This window comes from Deltaproteobacteria bacterium (genome assembly GCA_019310525.1).
Taxonomy (GTDB): domain Bacteria; phylum Desulfobacterota; class DSM-4660; order Desulfatiglandales; family HGW-15; genus JAFDEE01.
In genome coordinates, this window is record JAFDEE010000031.1 from 1 (window position 1) to 17,780 (window position 17,780).

At 55.4% G+C, this 17,780-nt stretch carries 14 protein-coding genes and 1 pseudogene; 9 read left to right on the plus strand and 6 right to left on the minus strand.

From position 1 onward, the window contains the following. Window positions 1-218: 218 nt before the first annotated feature. From JRF57_07355 to JRF57_07365, 3 genes are all read right to left on the minus strand, one after another. Window positions 219-2,132: an AAA family ATPase gene (locus tag JRF57_07355; GenBank protein MBW2303517.1), complete on the minus strand. Its 1,914-nt coding sequence runs from the start codon at window positions 2,130-2,132 to the stop codon at window positions 219-221. 92 nt (window positions 2,133-2,224) lie between these two features. Then, a complete protein-coding gene (locus JRF57_07360; protein MBW2303518.1) occupies window positions 2,225-2,824 on the minus strand; it encodes a hypothetical protein in 600 nt (199 codons plus the stop codon). Beyond that, the gene (locus JRF57_07365) at window positions 2,821-3,657 is read right to left on the minus strand and encodes a hypothetical protein (protein ID MBW2303519.1); all 837 of its coding nucleotides are present in this window, start codon (window positions 3,655-3,657) and stop codon (window positions 2,821-2,823) included. The genes JRF57_07360 and JRF57_07365 overlap by 4 nt, the downstream gene beginning before the upstream one ends. 536 nt (window positions 3,658-4,193) lie before the next feature. Between JRF57_07365 and JRF57_07370 the strand changes: the two are divergent. Together JRF57_07370 and JRF57_07375 are read left to right on the plus strand one after the other, a co-directional pair. After that, window positions 4,194-4,520 (plus strand): annotated as a pseudogene (locus JRF57_07370) (tyrosine-type recombinase/integrase). A gap of 56 nt (window positions 4,521-4,576) precedes the next feature. Continuing rightward, window positions 4,577-4,837, plus strand: coding sequence for a hypothetical protein (locus JRF57_07375; protein ID MBW2303520.1), 261 nt, complete (start codon window positions 4,577-4,579; stop codon window positions 4,835-4,837). A 36-nt stretch (window positions 4,838-4,873) separates the two neighbouring features. On the opposite strand, the gene JRF57_07380 is transcribed toward JRF57_07375, so the two are convergent. Beyond that, window positions 4,874-6,151 carry an alkaline phosphatase family protein gene (locus JRF57_07380; GenBank protein MBW2303521.1) on the minus strand — a complete coding sequence of 426 codons (1,278 nt, stop codon included), beginning with the start codon at window positions 6,149-6,151 and terminating at the stop codon, window positions 4,874-4,876. A 523-nt stretch (window positions 6,152-6,674) separates the two neighbouring features. On the opposite strand from JRF57_07380, the gene nagZ reads away from it, so the two are divergent. After that, window positions 6,675-7,838, plus strand: coding sequence for a beta-N-acetylhexosaminidase (gene nagZ / locus JRF57_07385; protein ID MBW2303522.1), 1,164 nt, complete (start codon window positions 6,675-6,677; stop codon window positions 7,836-7,838). Window positions 7,839-7,915: 77 nt separating this feature from the next. On the opposite strand, the gene JRF57_07390 is transcribed toward nagZ, so the two are convergent. Together JRF57_07390 and JRF57_07395 are read right to left on the minus strand one after the other, a co-directional pair. Next, window positions 7,916-9,718: a KamA family radical SAM protein gene (locus tag JRF57_07390; protein MBW2303523.1), complete on the minus strand. Its 1,803-nt coding sequence runs from the start codon at window positions 9,716-9,718 to the stop codon at window positions 7,916-7,918. A gap of 468 nt (window positions 9,719-10,186) precedes the next feature. Continuing rightward, window positions 10,187-11,287 (minus strand): amidohydrolase family protein, encoded by a 1,101-nt coding sequence (locus JRF57_07395; protein MBW2303524.1) that lies wholly within the window; start codon window positions 11,285-11,287, stop codon window positions 10,187-10,189. A gap of 237 nt (window positions 11,288-11,524) precedes the next feature. Between JRF57_07395 and JRF57_07400 the strand changes: the two genes are divergently transcribed. The 6 genes from JRF57_07400 to JRF57_07425 all read left to right on the plus strand — a co-directional run bounded on the left by JRF57_07400 (window position 11,525) and on the right by JRF57_07425 (window position 17,769). After that, window positions 11,525-11,737, plus strand: coding sequence for a hypothetical protein (locus tag JRF57_07400; protein ID MBW2303525.1), 213 nt, complete (start codon window positions 11,525-11,527; stop codon window positions 11,735-11,737). 183 nt (window positions 11,738-11,920) lie between these two features. Continuing rightward, window positions 11,921-12,193: a hypothetical protein gene (locus tag JRF57_07405; protein ID MBW2303526.1), complete on the plus strand. Its 273-nt coding sequence runs from the start codon at window positions 11,921-11,923 to the stop codon at window positions 12,191-12,193. A gap of 45 nt (window positions 12,194-12,238) precedes the next feature. Further along, entirely contained in the window at window positions 12,239-12,757 is a 519-nt protein-coding gene (locus JRF57_07410) for a (2Fe-2S)-binding protein (protein MBW2303527.1), read from the plus strand. Between the two features lie 38 nt (window positions 12,758-12,795). Next, entirely contained in the window at window positions 12,796-15,030 is a 2,235-nt protein-coding gene (locus JRF57_07415; GenBank protein MBW2303528.1) for a xanthine dehydrogenase family protein molybdopterin-binding subunit, read from the plus strand. Window positions 15,031-15,036: 6 nt separating this feature from the next. After that, on the plus strand, window positions 15,037-16,014 hold the full coding sequence (locus tag JRF57_07420) for a xanthine dehydrogenase family protein subunit M (GenBank protein MBW2303529.1): 978 nt from the start codon (window positions 15,037-15,039) through the stop codon (window positions 16,012-16,014). A 51-nt stretch (window positions 16,015-16,065) separates the two neighbouring features. Next, window positions 16,066-17,769, plus strand: a complete 1,704-nt coding sequence (locus JRF57_07425) for an AMP-binding protein (GenBank protein MBW2303530.1) — start codon at window positions 16,066-16,068, stop codon at window positions 17,767-17,769. The last annotated feature ends 11 nt before the right edge of the window (window positions 17,770-17,780 follow it).

Consider the following 17,780-nt stretch of genomic DNA (forward strand, 5'->3'; position numbering starts at 1 on the left):
GGAGCACGTCATGGAATCGTCCGACCCAAATGATTACCTTTGGCTTTTCAAAGAGCTATGCGTGATTGTTTATTACCCGACTACGGTCCGGTAACCTCTGTGAACCGCCCCGTGCGGACCCGCATGCGGGGTGGTGTGGGGGCTGGGGGGTTAAGACCCCCGGCTACCCGATTGGACGGTATGATCGCGCCATTGCTGTAGATCGTGATAGTGAGCTTCTACTCTTGGGCTAGTGTTTTGTTGACAGCCCTGAATAGCGATTCGAAGTTGTCGAACGTCTGCTTACTAAAGTTAGGCAGGATGCTGGTCCGGTCACGTAGCAGCACGTCAGCCGGCTTGCCGTGGTCGAACCGATCAATGCCGTCCAGCCGCGCAAGTTGGTGCACGATAGGGTCGGTGCCTGTCAGGTCCGCTACCTTGTGACTTGTTCCAAACGCTTTGTTATAAAGACCCAAGTAGTCGCCGGGCGAAAAGAGGTCTTCAATGTCCGCAGAGCGCTTCCCGAGTACCTGACCGATGGTGATGATGCGTTTCTCGGCCAGATATCCCTGCGCCGCCAATTGAGACAGTCGCTGGTGGCCCTTCCTGCGCGCATCTATGACCACGGTGATGTCGAGATGCTGCCCAAGCAATGCGACAAACGTGGGAACCAAGTCCACGCCACCGACAGGTACCATTGACCAACGCTCGTCAAGCGGTTCGCGATCACCATGTTCCGCGAAAAAATCCGAGATCACTCGGAGGTACGTGTAGTCCGACGTACCCTCGACGACTAGATTGTGGGGCGCGATAAACAGGTGCTGTGCGAGGTCGTATCCGAGAGCACCTTGGAGAGGGAACAGCGTGTCCCGGTCAGTGGACATGATGTCCGCCCATATCTTCGCACCATTTTCGCGGTCTTTGTCTTCTACCATCCGCACACGCTCCAGCTTTCCCGGTTGAATCATGAACGACGAATGCGTTGTGTAGATAACCTGATGCCGTTTGGATAGGCGTTCGTCGATGAAGCGTAGGAAGTCCGCCTGGGCCCGCGCGTGCAGCCCCAAGGCAGGCTCGTCCAACAGAATAACCACGGGCGTTTCAGCGAACTCGTACTCGGAAAAGGCAGCGAGGAAGGAGAAGAACCATCGGAAACCGCTGGAGTGCTCCTCAAACGGCAGCGATAGTTGGTGACGGTTGTCCCATATCCGGATCTTTAACTCGTCGGCGTCGGGGCCTGGCTGCCCTTGCGGAGTGGCTCTTTCAATGTCTGGCAGCACTCGCAACTCGGGATTTTGGCTCCAATACTTAAGTACGTCGTTGGTAAGCGCGTTTGCGACATTCTCTAACTCGCGCTTGCGCCGTTCGTAATCCGGATTCAGCAGGTACTCGTCGGCTGCGGCCGCCATCCGCAGCAGGGAGCGCGCGGTCAGCTCACCGTCCGTCAGCTCCTTGTCCGCCCCCTGCAGAACCCGCTGGATTCCCACGGTATACGGCAGGGTGCTGTACTCGTGGAAATAGAAAAACTTGGGCACCCGAGGCTTCAGAACGTCCCACACGGCCTTGCTTACACTTTCGGTGCCATACACTTCTTGGATCTTACTGGCCAAGACGGCGCCCGCATTGACCGCGTCTTCGTCGTCGGCCGTCCCCGACAGTTCGGTAGCAAGCTCACGCAGTCCAGCGAGGCTCCCGACCGAGCCTGCGCGCTCCGCCTGCGCATCTGGAAGGTCGAGGCTATCGACCAAGTGACGAACTGCGGCGGATTCATCAATATCCACCTTGTGGTACAGGGTTCCGTCGTAGCTCCTTTCCAAGTGGAGTTTGTCACTGGAGAGAATTTCTTTACCAAGCGCGTCGGCGACTGCAGCCATGTCGGCCCCGTCTAACTGGAACGTCGCCTGAACTGGCCGGACATCGTCGAGGTTTATTCCGCGCAGCCGATCACGCTTTTCCAACCAGGCAGGATATTGGTCATGCACAGAGAAAGCGACATTGCCTCGCGCGGGCAGCAGACGATAGAGCGCGTGGAGGAACGCCGTCTTCCCTGACTCGTTCTTACCGACGAGGCACGTGACGTCGGACTGAATCTGTACCAATTCCGAGTCTAGGATGTTCCGAAACTTGGTAATCTGAACTTCAACTAATTTCATCGATTTCTCCATAGCTCAACGCTGAGACGGCGAGGTTTTCACCTCTCTCCGCCCAACGGCAGAGATGACCTGTTGAAAATGCGCTAGCATTTTCAATCAGAGTCCATCTTTTTGTTCGACGATTCAGAGCTCTTTTGACTATCAAGTACCTTTTTTACAGCACTTCTCAATAATATCATGGATTGTGCCCCCATAACGACATGCCAACAGTCGCGTAAGGAGAGGCTAATCATAAAATATAGAAGTACTTCAATAGCATTATATGCAAAATCTAATGGCAGCTTGCCCCTAAGCGGTTCGAAAACATTTAGCCCTGCTAGTCCCCAAGCAATCATGGTAATCAACAAAACCAAAATTGCAGATTGAAATTTGAAAACATATTCTTTAAGCCCCCCCGACCTGTAATTAGCAAGCATATCAATTTCTTCAGATTGCATTAATGAAACTGCATTACCGCCCCAAGCAAATGTTAAACCAATAAATATTCCGGCTAGCGGTAACAGTATTGATTTGGCAGCTTCATTAATTCTTACTGGAACGATAAACATTAGGATTATCCCAACGGACATATGAAAAACTAACCACCAGTCCAGGTATGCTAAAATTCCGGGCCTTTTAGTGGCAGACTGCTCAAAATATTTGGAATTAGGAGCTGTATCACCTTGGAAGAACCATTTCCAAAAATTCATCATTCTTTCTGTTCCGTTCTTATTGCTCTATAGGTTTCACGAATTGCCTCAATAAAACTCTCAGGTGACTCATCTGGATCTTCATCATCGTAATCAAGAGTTACCGCTCGTCCTTTGAGACGTCTTGTCCTAAATCGACTTCGTTCAGTGTCCTTCATACGCGCTGAAACATCGTTACCTGATACTGCACAGGAACGAGTAACTTCTTCAAGAACATCTCTATTAAGGTCTTGTCCCTTAACTGAAGCTTTGCCTTTGTTCCCTTCTGTAGCTCGAACAAAACGTTGGAAAGGTTTTTCAAAATCCTCATTTGAATCAAATGGATTGGGCAGTGTTATTTCTGCAGTAAAGCTTTGAACGATGGCCGCTTCTCTAATGTGAGTCAGAAAATCTCTCGGATCATTTAAAGGGGATATGTCTGCTGTAACATCGAATTTTCGCAAAGCATCCTGCAAATTTAGTAACTTTTCTAGCTGCTTGGCAATAGTCTTTGTATATTGGGATAGACGTGGTTTATATGCAATTGCTAATACCTGGAGGGAAAAATCAATATACGCATGTGTGTATGGGGACTCAGGATGTTCATCTATAATAAAATCCCTAGTTTTTGTATCGTATAGTTCAACAATAGATTTTGTAGTTCTTCCCAGAGCAAAATATGCGCTGTTGTCATCCAAATTTTTTACATTGCCAATATGCCACCAATAGCCGTGACGCACTTCTGCAGAAGGTTTCTCAAAAATCACATCACGCAGGAGCTGGATACGGTCCAAATTTTGATTGAACAAAGTAGGATTTACGAAGAGCCGTAATCTGAAAAGCTGAAAGCGAATCATTATTGCTCCTCCATAATATTAATTTGTACCTCGAACTTGTTATTCTACCCAATCTCCGTTTATCCGAAATGGCTCCTTGTCAATCCACGGAACCTAGTCCCATTATATTGACTGCTTCCCCCATAGTCAATTGAAAATAAAAGGAAAAATCACTTGGCCAGCATGAGGTTGCGAACTACCATAGCATTAGTATTTTGATGTTATGGAGATTGTGTATAATCAGGACGGAATGATGAATCGAGCCGAGGGAGAACTTGAGCGGAAATTTCGTTGTTAAGCTGTGTTTCTGCGGAAACGGCAACTGGCACCGCCCAAGCACCAGCCACACTTGGTTCGCTGGGTGCGGGAGTTCCTGGTCTTTGCGACGTGAAAAAATGGGGACGTGGGCACGGCCATTAAATTATAATCTAAACTGAGCGTTTCAAAATTTTGATGAGACCTTTTATTTAGATATATCTAAAGAGTACATGGGCATTCCTGAATCCTCGCGCGCCTTGCATCTCCAGAAAACTCGAAAATCGCTCAATTTATGTCAATGGCAGTATGTCTTTCCAGCCAAGAAATTGAGTGCCGATCCCCGCAGCGGGATATGGCGGCGGCACCACGTGCTGGAATCAGGATTGCAAAAAGCCGTAAAAACCGCTGTCAAGCGGGCCGGTATCACCAAGCGGGTCAGTTGCCATACATTCAGGCATTCATTTGCCACCCACATGCTGGAAAACGGCGTTAACATCCGTGTAGTGCAGGAACTGATGGGACATGCCGATGTAAAGACAACCGAAATTTACACCCATGTGATGGAAAAAGATTTGACCGCCGTGCAAAGCCCCCTGGACAAACTGGCAGGCAAATACCTAAATTGAGCTTTCAGAATTTCGGTTAGACCCACCCGGGAAGAGAACGGGAAGGATCATGAGATATGAAGGCCCTATCTACAGGCCCCCGAGCGAGGCCGACAGCCTGCTTTCGTCTCCTCTCTCCCCACCAGGTGCTGGAAGAGACCCGTGACCTCCTGGAGAGGCTCTCTTGCCGTTGCAGACTCACAAGCGATCACTACACCAACTACATCAATCTCGATTGGGAGATCCCCCGGGAGAAGGAAAGGCTCCTCGCCGAGATCGACCGGTCCTTGACCTGGAGCGAAGACCAGTTCAGACCCTTCTTTATCGGTACCCAGTAGGCCCTCTCCCGCCTCCCTCCGGCCTCCCTACTTTTTTCATGCAAGAACGAGGGGAACCAGCATTTCCTCGGGGGTGAGTCCTCCGTGAATGCCCTCGTTGTAATACCCGTTTTTCACCGGGGGCCAGGAGCAGAGGGCGGCGGGACCGAGGGCGATGCCGATGAAGGTCCCCAACCTTCGGTTCATGAGGGCCGAGATTCCTTCGGGCCCGAAGAGGCCCAGGGATTCCGTTTCTTCCGGGCTCAAAAGGGCGAAATGTTTCCCGAAGCGATTGCGAAAGGCCTTGCAGAACCTTTCCTCTTTTCCTCTCAGGACATGGAAGATCGGCACGTTGGATTCCCCCGTGGGATGGGTGTGAAGGAGGGTGAGGAGCGGGTCGAGCCTTTCAAGGAGAAATTTGCGTGTCCCGGGCACCAGGCACTGGCCGTGATCCGCGGTGATGATGATCCGCGCCTTGTTTCCGATGGATTCTTGAAGGGAGCGGAGGCTCGTATCGATTTTTTGGAGGAGGTTCGGCACCTTGGGGTGATTCGGCCCTTTTTCGTGGGACAGTGCATCGAGTTGGGGGAGGTACAGGAAAAGGAGTCCGGGTTCCGGGCTCCCGGTGATTGCCCCTTTTACGATCTCCATGGCATGGTCGATGTCCCTGTACCCGGCGGTAGGGGCGCCTCCGCTCACGTAGCGGGAGAAAGGGGTATGGGCGATCTTTTCGGGCAACAGGCTCAGGGATCCCCCCTCCATGGAGGACCAGAAACTCCGGATGGGAAAGAGATCCTCCAGGGTGAGACCGAGGTCTTCAATGGGCTTGCCCGTGAAGCGGCCCTGGAGCCGGACCGTGACGATGCTGATCCTCTTCTCCTCGAGGTATGTCCACCAGCCGGGAACGGCATGGCGGCCGGGCCACCTGCCGGTGGCGAGGGTCGTCATGGCACAGGCCGTGGTGGAAGGGAAAACGGCCTGAAGGGTAAGGGGCTCCATGGACCTCAGGAAACTGTTCCCAGGGAGGCGTTCAAGCAATGGAAGGCCGAGTCCGTCGACCAGGATGAGCACATGGTGATCCGCCGCTCCTATCATCCGGCCGAGTCGCTCCACAGCGGCACCGCCCCCGAGGCCTTTGACTCCCCTTAGGAGCCCGATCGCCCTTACCAGGTCCACGAAATGGAATCTACGGGTCGGGGAGGGTCTTAAAAGGATTCCGGATTCAAATGCCTCCTCGATTCTTTCAAGGTCATCCGATGCCATGATCGACCCCATACAGCACACAGTAAAGGATCCACGGCCCTGCCGGTTCTGCTCGGGATTCTGATTCGCCATGGTCTTCACCCTTTGATGCCTGAAATGGGAGGGAATTGCAAACGGGAATTTCCTGCAATCTTTAAGGAATTTTTTTCTTCTTCCCTTGAACCTAAATTGAGCGATTTCCGAGTTTTCAGGAGATGCAAGGCGCGCAGGCCCGCCAGAAAGCTGGCGGGCAGGGATTCAGGAATGAGACGTACATATCAGTACGCCGCAATGACGGAATCCGAAGCGCCTGTCTGCGTGCCTGCCTGTCCCGTTGGGACGGCAGACAGGCAACGCACAGGCAGGCAACGCAGCAGATCCTGTAAAATCGGAAATCCCGAAGGGTTTCAAAATTTGGTGATTTGAAAAATATACATATGGTATGTTCTTGACCTTACAGGTTATGATACCTTACCGGACACTACCATGTACTCTTTTGATATATTTAATAAAAGGTTTCATCAAAATTTTGAAACGCTCAGTTTAGGTTGAAAATTCTGCGAGGTTTTCCTCCGTCAGGCCCGCTCCCGGCGGATAAGGCCGGGGGGTGTAGGGCATGGGACCTGGAGTGTCGCCGGTATCCCTGAACCGGATAGGGGTGGCTGGAAGATGTGCGGGAAAAGGAGAGAGCAATATGGGTACGACCCTGGACCTTTCGGAACTGAAACAAAAGATCGGTCAGCTTTTCATGATCGGGATTCCAGGACCCCGGCTTGACCGCGATACCGATGCACTTATACGAGAATACAACATCGGGGGCGTCATCCTTTTTTCACGGAATATCCAGGAGCCCCTGCAGTTGACCGCCCTTTGCCGCGATTTGCAGGAAAGGGCCCTGAAATACCACGGAACTCCCCTGTTCCTGGCCGTCGACCAGGAAGGCGGCCCTGTGGCCCGCCTGAAGGAACCATTCACCGTCTTTCCGGGGAATCGGGCGATCGGCTCCGGGGATTATCCCGAGAGGAGGGCCGATGAATTCGGCCGGGTCACGGCCCGGGAGATGAGGCTGGTGGGCCTCAACATGGATCTTGCACCGGTGGTGGACGTGCCGGAAGGAGAGCCGGAAAGACATCTTCGTGGAAGGACCTTCGGGGAGGACCCTGAAAGGGTGGCCCGGCTCGGCCGGATCGTCATCCGGGCCTTACAGAAAAACGGGGTCATGGCTGTTGCCAAGCATTTCCCGGGCCTGGGGAGAGCGGAGAGAGACCCCCACGCCGAACTCCCGCGAATCTCTCAGGACTTGAGCGAAATCAGATCGGTCAACCTCCATCCCTTCCGGGCGGCCATCAAAGAAGGGGTGTGCGGTATCATGACCTCCCACGCCCTTTATCCGGCCCTGGATCCCGTGTGCCCGGCGACCCTTTCCCCGTCCGTATTAACAGGGCTTTTGAGGGAAGAGATGGAGTATGACGGCCTGGTCCTGACCGATGACCTGGAGATGGGCGCCGTTGCGCGCGGTTGGGGGGTCGCGGAAGGGGCTGCGGAGGCCCTGGAGGCCGGTGCGGATATCCTCCTGGTCTGCAAGGACCAGGAACGGGCAAGGGAAGGCCTGGAGCTTGTGTGTAATCGTGTGCTCCAGGGCCGCTTATCCAATGAGCGGCTCGAAATCTCCCGCCGGAGGATCATCCGGGCCAAGGAACGGTTTCTCTCCCGCTGGGAACCTCCGTCTTATTCCCGGGTGAAGCAGTATTTCAGGCTCCAGGGGGCTGGAGCCGGTTGACCTTCGCCGCCCTGCCTGGAATCTCATCCTGCCTCAGGCAGGTCTCCTGAAAACTTGGAAATCGCTCAATTTAGGTCCTAGTAATAGTACCAAATCGAACGATAGTCGCGGACATCCTCTCCGGCGGCCTTCAGCTTCCTGAGGTAATCATAGATCGACACGTCGGTATAAACATAGGTGTCGACCAGAGCGAGTTTCTTTTCCCAGGGGTGGAACTCGTAGACACGCCGCCCGTCGGGCAGGATGGAGATCACGTTGTGATGCTGGGAGGCGTCCAGGTAGTTTTTCCCAAGTCCCGGTACGTTGAAGACCACCTTGTCGGTTCGGACCGTTCCGGGGAGAATACGGGCCTCCTCCTTCTGCTCCTGGAGCAACCGCGCGATGGGAACCCGGAAGTCGTCGGTCTCCTCTTTACCCTTGGTGTTGAAGGTGTAATAGGGGGTGACCCCGATCAACCGTAACATCTGGCGTAAGGCCGCGGCCTCGAACTTGCGGGAGTTGAAGAAGGTATATACCAACTGGTTGTAAACATCGATGCCGTGGCGCCGGAATCTTTGAACCGCCTCCATGGCCTCGGGGGTGATCTCGTAAGGATGCTCGAAATGGGTGACGATGACCACCTCGCGCCGGCCGGGGATATGGTAACGGTCGATGGCCTTGACCAACGCCTCGGTGATGCGCTGGGGAAGGGTTACCGGGGTGCGGGTGCCGATCCGGATGCGGATGATGTTAGGGTTGCGTGCGAGCCGACTCAGCAGGCTTTCTATTTTGCGGTTGGAAAGCAGCAGGGGATCGCCGCCTGTGATCAGAACCTCGTTGATCTCCCGGTTTTTTTCGATCCACCGAAGGGCCCGCTCCAGGACCTTGGGCGGAGTGACGGCGCTTGGCGAATAGACGTCCTCGATCTGCCAGTTACGCTGGCAATAAACGCATATCTGAGGGCATGTGAGGACCGGCTTGAGGATCACGATGTTCGGATAACGCCGGGTGACGGCCTCGATGGGCGAGGTGTCCCGTTCGAGCATGAAATCCATGGAAGCATCGCCGGACCGGCGCTGTATCTTCATGGTTTCGACATAGTGACGGCTCGGGATGACCTGGGCCCGGACGGCGCGGTCGGTGTCGCCGCCAGGCCTTTGGTCGAACAGGGTCAGGTAATAGGGGGTGATTCCAAAAGGGATACCTTCCGCCTTGGCCATCCGTACCGCCTCGAACTGGTCGTTGCTCAGTCCCACCAGGGCGCTCAAGGTCTCGACGTTTCGAATGATGTGGCGGGTATGCCATTGCCAGTGATTCCACTCCAGGTCCGTTGCCCCAAAATATTTCATGATTCTTTGTTTGTTTCGGCTTCGCCTGCGGATCACCTCGGGATCCAGCCCGCTCGGATAGCGTTCCATGAAAAGGCGGGCGCTCTTGGCCAGCCGTGAGAGGTCGGCCGAACGCAATTGGGCCGCCCGGGTGCCGTGGTACTTGAGAAAGGCAGGTACGGCCTGCGGATAGATTCCCGTGTTGCGGGCGATGCCGCGCACCAAGTGGTCCACCTCGGCGAAAAACCCGGGTTCGGGCCGGGGAAGGTCCTTCGGGGGCCGGTTTTTCAGCAGATCGTTCAGGTATCCAAGGAAGCTGAAACGGGCCAAGGACTCGTTTCGTTTGGAACACAGGTTACGCCATGCCTCTACCGCATCGTGGGTGAGGACCCACTCGAGGGATGGAAGGTTGGGATCTTGTTCGTAGCTGGTAACAAGGATATCGGTCAGGGCCCTTCGAATCTTGTCCCTCTTGGTCTCAAGGTCCTCTTCGGTGGTCAGGATCGCCTGAATGCTCGGCACGGGCGAAAGGAATTTCAAAAGTCGATTTCTATAGTTGGCAAAATTTTTCATGGCAAAGTCTCTTCGATCTTTTTGTGTTTTCCCCTCGCATTCATGTTGTTCGACCCCTGGCGGGTCGGATTCCCCCGTGAGAATCTCTGCCTCTGATTTCCGCTGTTTGGGTTGAATATGAATCAAAAAGTGGCTGTTATGCATAGGATCCCCCTTGTCCAAAATAGGATTTGCGGTTTCAGGCAGTGAGCGGCATGTTCTCTTGACCCCTGCTTTTCGCTGGCCTGCAAAGGAACCTGAACTTGATAACAGCCGTTATCTGCGGGTAATTGTCACGTTTTATTAAATACGAAGCGGAAAATGATTCAATTCCGTATACCAGAGGCGGCCCCCTTTTACATTGAAATGGGCCTACAAGTCAAATCGGACAGCCTCCTTGCTGGCGGTGCTCCAGAAATCGTTTCTCATTTCCAGACTCCTTTCCTCGGCCCCTTGAATCCTCAGGCCATTCCGAACCGGAATGGACGTTTACTTCAGGTTTAAGACATGTCTCGGGTTTTCAATCCCGATCTTCCGAGCCAGGCCGGGCGGCAGCAGGTTCATGAGCTGCCTCGTGGTACTCGTCTTCTGGGGGCCGATCCTTCTGGAGCCGGGCGGAACATAGAACTGGTCCGTACCGATCAAGAACCGGTCGGGATAGTCCTGAAACAGGGTAAGCCAAGCCGGTTTGATCGATTTTTGGTCTTTCGTAAGGATGCGGGTCGCTGGAACGCTTTCAGGACTGAGCTTGATAGTCATGAAGAGATTGGGATGTTTCTGGAGCAGCTTTCGGCACAAGGCCGGGGTCCGGTATCCCGTGTTGCACCAGCCGACGTGCGCCCAAATGATTTTGGCCTCCCGGTTGTGGTCAAGCAGCCTTTCAAAAGCGGACAGGTTTTCATGGAGCATTGCCGGATTTCGCCCCGAACGGAGCAATAGGTTTCTTTTTGGAAGCGGCATGTCTTGGGGGATCGCCTCCATGTGGATATCTAAGGGTACATGGTGCCTGGCCGCCAGATCGGCCAGCATCAGGAAGAGTGGATGATCGGCCGGTGCGGATTCGTAAGGATGGTCCCAGTTTAAGGAGAAGTGTTCCACGGAAAGTTCTCCGAATCCGATGGCGCCCCGGGAGAGGATGTTGAGGGCCATTTTCTCGAACTTCCTCTTCGTATCGGCGCCAATTGTTCTTCGAGTTTTGTTTTCGTGGATCATCACGTTCAGGGTCCCGCCGCCCCCCAGACAGGCAAACCGGTTCGGGTATCTCTTGACCACCGGGATCAGGTCAGATACATCGAATGATCCCGGCTGATCAGGAACCCGGGGCGGAGGCATGATGACCATTTTCAGGATTCCGAGTTGGTCCATCTTTTTCAAGGCGACGCGGGCTGCGGTAAGGTAGTCCTTCCCGGGACGGTTAAAGCCGACAAGATGATTGTGAGCGTCAATAAAGGAAGGCCCGCCTGTCTGGGCATCCTGGTTCGCCGTTTGGGTGAACCGGCCTTGACCTGGAGGGGTACCGTCGCTGCGGCATCCCATCAGAGACATAAGAAGGACCAGGGCTATCACCCATCCGATTCGTCTCGCCTTCATGGCCGAATCCTCCATTTCGAAAAATGGGGGTCATTGAAAACATGTGTTTCAAAGACCTCAAACCACGAACAAAGACCCCTGCCAAATGTTTTAATCGGAAACCCGGCAACATACCTTGAATTACCTGTCATAACCGTAATACACAGAGAATTTAAATGGCATTTTATGCCGACATACGCTATTTTTACATGGGATATTCCTCATCTTCCAGGTTTGTTTTTCCCGGGGAGAGAGGACATGCCACTACCCGGAGCGGCTTGTCTCCATATAATGTGGTTCGGGGGATGCTGCGAAACCCGCCGTGGGCAAGGTGTGGTCGGCTTTATCCGGGGAATGGAGGTGATATTCAAGCATGAAAAGGGTATGCGCCTGGTGCCGGAAAAAGATGAAAGGGAAAGAGCCGGAGTCAGTGGATACCGATATGCCCGTTACCCACGGTATCTGTCCTGATTGCTTAAGGGAAATGTTGTCTCATGAGGCGGTGACGTTACGGGAATACCTTGACCGGTTTCCAGGCCCAGTGTTTTTGGTGGACGCCGAAGGCAGGATTGTCACTGCGAACAAGGAGGGCCTGAAGGTTCTTAATAAAAGAGCGGAAGATATAGAGGGGAAGCTCGGGGGTGATGCTTTTGAATGCAAATATGCCCCAACCTGTCGGGTGGGTGCGGCAATACCATTCATTGCAAGACATGCACTATCCGAATAACCGTTACCGATACTTTGGAAACCGGCCAAAGCCATACGAAAATTCCCGCCTATCCGGATCTCCATCACATGAGCGGAGAAAACAGAATACGGTTCCTCATTTCAACCGAGAAGGTGGGAAAGGCCGTTTTGCTCAGGATAGATGAAATCTCCATGGAAAAACGAGAGTTGCGGGATGCATGCCATGATCTCGTTTTTTAATAGGTGAATGCCTTGGGGCCCATCGCCGGATGAAAGGAGTGGAGGATGGAAAAGGAGAAAGAGGAAAGGTCGGGTACCATCAACCTTGTCGTAAACGGAACCTCCTACCGACTGGAAATCGGGGACCGGAAATACCAGGTAGCTCCTTCCCACACCCTGGCTGAAACCCTCAGGGAGACCCTCGGCCTTACGGGCACCAAGGTGGGTTGTGACCAGGGGGGCTGCGGTTCCTGCACGGTTCTCATGGACGGAGAACCCGTACTCTCCTGCATGATGCTTACCGTGGAATGCGACGGCAAGCGCATCACGACGATCGAGGGCCTCGAGGACCGGCGTACGGGCGAGCTGGACCCGCTCCAACAGGCCTTCATCGATCATACAGCATTTCAGTGCGGATTCTGCACTCCGGGGATCATCATGGCCTCGAAGTCATTGCTGGAAAAGAACCCTTCTCCCCGGGTGGAGGAGATCAAGGAGGCCCTTTCGGGGCACTACTGCAGGTGTATCAGTCACTACCACGTGGTAGAGGCGGTGGTGGAGGCCTCCAGGAAGGGGAGGGACTAGGCGTGTCCGAGAAGAAATACCGGTTCATAGGGAAATCCATGCCGCGCAAAGACGCCCTTGAGATCGTTACGGGAAGGGCAAAGTACATCGATGACTTGAGAATGCCGGGCATGCTTCACGGGAGGGTGCTCAGAAGCCCTTATCCCCACGCGGAGATCCGCAGGATCGAGACGGCCGAGGCGGAGAAGCTGCCGGGTGTCGAGGCGGTTTTGACCCACGAGAACGCGCCCGACTGGAAAGCGGGAATGCCGCGCCACATGCCTGTTCTCGATCGCAAGGTGCGATTCGTCGGAGACGCGGTAGCCTTAGTGGCCGCGGAGACCGGGGAGATCGCAAGGGAGGCCCTGGACTTGATCCGGGTGGAATACGCCTCGCTCGATCCGGTTTATGATGTGGAGGAGGCCGTCGGGGAGGAGGCACCGCTCGTCCATGAGGATTTTCCCCGAAATCTGGTCCCGCCCTTTCATGCATTTGGACCGAAGACCATCAGGGAAGTTGTGGCAGGGGATGTGGAAAAGGGATTCAAGGAGGCCGATTTCGTCGTCCAGGGGACGTATCGATATGAAAGTATACCCAATCCCTTGCCTATCGAACCGCCCGGCGTAATTGCCGAATGGGAGGACGATGATCGGCTCGTGGTCTGGTCGGGAACCCAGAGCGCCTCCTGGCACCGCTTTATCATGCAGTCCAAGATGGGTTTTCCCGACATACGCGCCATCAATACCCAGTGCGGAGGGAGTTTCGGTTCAAAGAATTACGCTCCGCTCCCTCTATTTTACGCGGCCGCCCTTGCCAAGGTTACGGGGCGGCCGGTAAAGGTGTGTTACGACAAGGAAGAACATTTCGGCGCCTTCGTCCTGAGGCTGGGATCCAGGTTCCGCGGAAAGATCGGGATCAAGAGAGACGGGACGGTAACGGCCGTATCGGGGGAATGGTTCGTGGATACCGGAGCGTTTTCTGACATGGCCCAGGCGCAGGTAGCGGTGGGTTGCGGCGAGGCTCAACTGATGCTTAAGTGCCGAAATTGGGACCTGAAGACCAAGCTGGTCTGCACCAATCGAAGCGCCTCCGGGGTCGTCCGCGGATTCGGGGGCCAGGAGTTGGAATCCGCACTATATCCGCTCCTTTTAGAAGCCATGGAGAAGGCCGCCATCGATCCGGTCGAATTTTTCAAGAAGAACTTCGTGAAACCGGGCGAGGGATACGTCTGGCGGGAAGGCAATTACTGGATCTGCCGGGGAAAGGACTATTCTGAGGCCCTGGAGAAGGGTGCCGTGGCCTTTGGATGGCGGGAAAAGTGGAAGGGATGGCTTCAGCCGACCGAAGTGCGGGGGCCCCTGCGTAAGGGCGTGGGTGTGGGGGTCCATGGAAATGCCGACGTGGGGGAAGACGAGTCCGAGGCCTACGTGAGGCTGAACCCGGATGCCACGGCTACCATCCACGTAAACATTTCGGAATCGGGAATGGGCCAGAGAAGTAGTCTTTGCAAGATGGCCGCCGAGGTGCTTCAGCTTCCCCTTGAGAAGGTCTCCATCACCCCCGCCGATACCCTGGTCAATCCCTTCGATTTCGGGCTGGTGGGCTCGCGGGGGACCTATGCCGTGGGGTCTGCGGTGATCCAGGCCGCGGAGGAGGCGAGACGGAAACTGCTTGAACTGGCCGCTTCCCGGCTGGGGACGGCCCCTGAGGACCTGGACACCAAGGACGGCAGGATCTACCCCCTGGGGAGACCGAAGGAAGGTATCTCCTGGAGCAGGGCCATGGGCCTCATGCAGACATGCGTGGGCTTCGGGCGATTCGAACCTGACTATTCCGTCCCCAATTTCCTGGCCCTGTTCGTGGAAGTGGAAGTAGACACCGAAACCGGAAAGGTGAACCTCCGGCGGGTCCTCGGGGCAACGGATGTGGGGCAGATCATCGATCCCCGCTCTCTGGAGGGACAACTATACGGGTCCCTGGGCTCAGCGGGAATCGACACGGCCCTGTTCGAGGAATCGATCCTCGACAGGCGGAACGGCCGCATCCTGAACATCAACATGATGGATTACAAGTGGCGCACCTTTCTCGAATTGCCGGAATTCCGGAACGTGATCCTGGAGACTCCTTTCCCGACACACCGGTTCAAGGCCGTCGGGGTCGGAGAGATAGCCACGTCCCCGGGACCCGGGGCCGTTCTCATGGCCCTTTCCAACGCCTTGGGTGTGAGGGTCACGGAGTACCCCATGACGCCCGACAGGATCCTTGAGGCCCTGGAAAAGAAAGGGGGGAGGTAAACCGGAATGAGACCCTTCAAGCATTACAATGCCCGATCCGTGGAAGAGGCACTCTCCCTGTTGAAGCGCTATGAAGGAAGAGCCTGTCTGATAGCCGGAGGAACGGACCTTCTCGGGGTCCTCAAGGGCGAAATCCTGCCGGATTACCCCAAGGCCCTTGTCAACATCAAGACCATTCTCGGCCTGAACGAGATGGGGGAGGACGAGGAGGGATTGAAACTGGGCGCCCTAGTGAGGCTGGTGGAGATTGCCCGTTCCCCCATGATTAAGGGGCGATATGGAGCGCTGGTGAAGTCGGCCGAGTCCGTCGCAACACCCGAAATCCGCAATATGGGGACCGTGGGGGGAAATCTGTGCCAGGACAATCGCTGCTGGTACTACAGGTATCCCCACCATATGGGCGGGCGGATTCTTTGCTACCGGAAGGGAGAGGGACCATGTCACGCGATCAAGGGAGACAACCGCTACCACGCTGTCATCGGAGGCAAGGGGTGCTTCGCCGTCTGCCCCTCGGACATGGCCGTGGCACTGGCAGCCCTGGACGGAAGGGTCAGGATTGCGCAACCCGATGGCGGAAAGAAGGACCTTTCGATCCTGGAGTTCTACACGGCACGGGGGCACGTGCTGAGGTCGGATGAGATTCTGACAGAGATCCGGGTGCCCCGGCCACCGGACAACGCCCGGCAGACATTCCTCAAGTTCCGTTTGCGGGAATCCGTGGACTTCGCCGTAGCCAGCGTGGCATCCCTCATCTCGGTTGAGGATGGGGTCTGCAAGGATGCGAGAATCGTCCTCGGCGCGGTGGCCCCGACACCTTACAGGGCGATGGCCGCTGAAGCCGTGCTCAAAGGGAGACACTTAGAGCAGAGGGTGGCTGAAGAGGCAGCCGAAGCGGCCCTTTCCGATGCCAAGCCCCTCGCGAAAAACGCTTACAAGGTTGAGGTAACCAAAACACTGGTGAAAAGGGCTATCCTCTCATCCTGAACCTACCGAAACGGCAGCCTTTTTCACCTCACCCGGTTGAAGGGGGACGAGATGGAAAAGGAATTGAAACTGCTCGAGGGATTCACTCCTTACAGGAAAGAAGATGCTGAGCGGTATGACCGGCTCAGGTGGTGGTCGGGGTTGACCTTCGGGGATATCCTGGACAGGGCCGCGGCGGTCTATCCCGACAAGGAGGCCTTCGTGGACGGGGAGACGCGTCTCACTTACGCCCGGGCAAAGGATGCCGCCGACAGGCTCGCGGTCAGCCTGATGGACCTGGGTATCGAGCCGCTGGATCGGGTACTCGTCCAACTTCCCAACTGGAACGAGTTTGTTTACACCTATTTCGCACTTCAAAAGATCGGCGCCATCACTGTCCTCCTGATCGACCGTTATCGGCAGTACGAGGTCCATCACCTCCTCCGTTTGACGGACGCCGTTGCCTGGATTCTGCCCGAGAGATATCGCAAGACCGACTACCTCCCCGTGATCCGGGACGTCCTGAGAGAGAATCCCCGGGTCAAACAGGTCATCCTCGCACGAGGGGGGTTCCACGAGGCATACTTGAATCTGGAGGAACTGATTGAGAATGCCGAGCTGTCGCCCCAAAACAAGGTGAGGTTGGAGGCGAGACGGCCCGACCCAAGGCAGGTGGCCCACATGGGACCCACGGGAGGGACAACGGGCCGTCCCAAGATCGTCCCCCGCACCCACAACGACCTGATCTGTGGATCCGAGTACGCTGCCAGGGCGTGGGAGATGAACGTCCACGATACTTGCCTGCTTGCCGGCCCTATCGGCCATGACTTGACTTTTTCCAAAGGGCTTCTGGCCAGCATATTGACTTACGGGAAGACCGTCTTCCTGGATTCCACCGATCCTGAGGATATTTGCCGGACGATCGAGAAGGAGAGGGTGACCGCGGTGGTATGGGTGCCCACTCTGGCCAGGAGGCTGGTGGATTTCGAGGACTTGAAAAAATACGATCTCGGGTCCCTGCAGAAGATGCATTGCGGGGGCGGGGCCAGCCACCCCGACCTGATCACGGCGGTCAGGGAAAGGCTCAAGTGCGAGTACTTCAACGCATACGGAGCCACAGAGGGACAGAGCACCATGACGCGACCCGGCGATGATCTCGATACCCGGTTCAAGACCGTGGGAAGGCCCACATGCCCTTACGATACTTACAAGGTCGTGGATCCCAATGGAAAAGAACAGCCCCCCAACACCCCCGGAGAACTGCTGGTCAAGGGCCCCGGGGTGTTCACGGGTTATTTCCGGAACCCGGAGGAGAATGAGAAGGCGATCGACAAGGACGGTTTTTTCAAGACGGGGGACGTGGCCAAGATCGATGAGCGGGGATACATTACGCTTACGGGCAGGATCAAGGAGATGATCAACCGGGGAGGAGAGAGTATAAGTGCCGTGGAGATCGAAAAACTGATCAGCGGGCACCCCGGTGTGGCCCTGTGCGCCGTCGTTCCCATGCCCGACCCCGAGATGCACGAGAAGGTCTGCGCCTATGTCCAGCCCGAGGCGGGGGCCGATCTGAGTTTCGAAGGGATCATCTCCTTCCTGAAGGGGAAGAAGGTCTCTGTGCTTCATCTTCCTGAAAGAATCGAGTTTGTCGATTCCATGCCCTTCACCAAGGCGGAAAAGATCGACAAGAGGGCACTGAGGGCGGATATCGAGAAGAAGCTGGAAGCGGCCCGCCGGCGCTCGCCCCGGGGGGGTGCAGAGGTGGGGCGCAAGTGAGAACACCCGGG

Excerpts from the sequence above, each read along its gene's own strand:
- JRF57_07355 (MBW2303517.1), bottom strand. The coding sequence starts at position 2,132 with ATGAAATTAGTTGAAGTTCAGATTACCAAGTTTCGGAACATCCTAGAC.
- JRF57_07360 (MBW2303518.1), bottom strand. The coding sequence starts at position 2,824 with ATGATGAATTTTTGGAAATGGTTCTTCCAAGGTGATACAGCTCCTAAT.
- JRF57_07365 (MBW2303519.1), bottom strand. The coding sequence starts at position 3,657 with ATGATTCGCTTTCAGCTTTTCAGATTACGGCTCTTCGTAAATCCTACT.
- JRF57_07375 (MBW2303520.1), top strand. The coding sequence starts at position 4,577 with ATGAAGGCCCTATCTACAGGCCCCCGAGCGAGGCCGACAGCCTGCTTT.
- JRF57_07380 (MBW2303521.1), bottom strand. The coding sequence starts at position 6,151 with ATGGCGAATCAGAATCCCGAGCAGAACCGGCAGGGCCGTGGATCCTTT.
- nagZ (MBW2303522.1), top strand. The coding sequence starts at position 6,675 with ATGGGACCTGGAGTGTCGCCGGTATCCCTGAACCGGATAGGGGTGGCT.
- JRF57_07390 (MBW2303523.1), bottom strand. The coding sequence starts at position 9,718 with ATGAAAAATTTTGCCAACTATAGAAATCGACTTTTGAAATTCCTTTCG.
- JRF57_07395 (MBW2303524.1), bottom strand. The coding sequence starts at position 11,287 with ATGAAGGCGAGACGAATCGGATGGGTGATAGCCCTGGTCCTTCTTATG.
- JRF57_07400 (MBW2303525.1), top strand. The coding sequence starts at position 11,525 with ATGCCACTACCCGGAGCGGCTTGTCTCCATATAATGTGGTTCGGGGGA.
- JRF57_07405 (MBW2303526.1), top strand. The coding sequence starts at position 11,921 with ATGCAAATATGCCCCAACCTGTCGGGTGGGTGCGGCAATACCATTCAT.
- JRF57_07410 (MBW2303527.1), top strand. The coding sequence starts at position 12,239 with ATGGAAAAGGAGAAAGAGGAAAGGTCGGGTACCATCAACCTTGTCGTA.
- JRF57_07415 (MBW2303528.1), top strand. The coding sequence starts at position 12,796 with ATGCCGCGCAAAGACGCCCTTGAGATCGTTACGGGAAGGGCAAAGTAC.
- JRF57_07420 (MBW2303529.1), top strand. The coding sequence starts at position 15,037 with ATGAGACCCTTCAAGCATTACAATGCCCGATCCGTGGAAGAGGCACTC.
- JRF57_07425 (MBW2303530.1), top strand. The coding sequence starts at position 16,066 with ATGGAAAAGGAATTGAAACTGCTCGAGGGATTCACTCCTTACAGGAAA.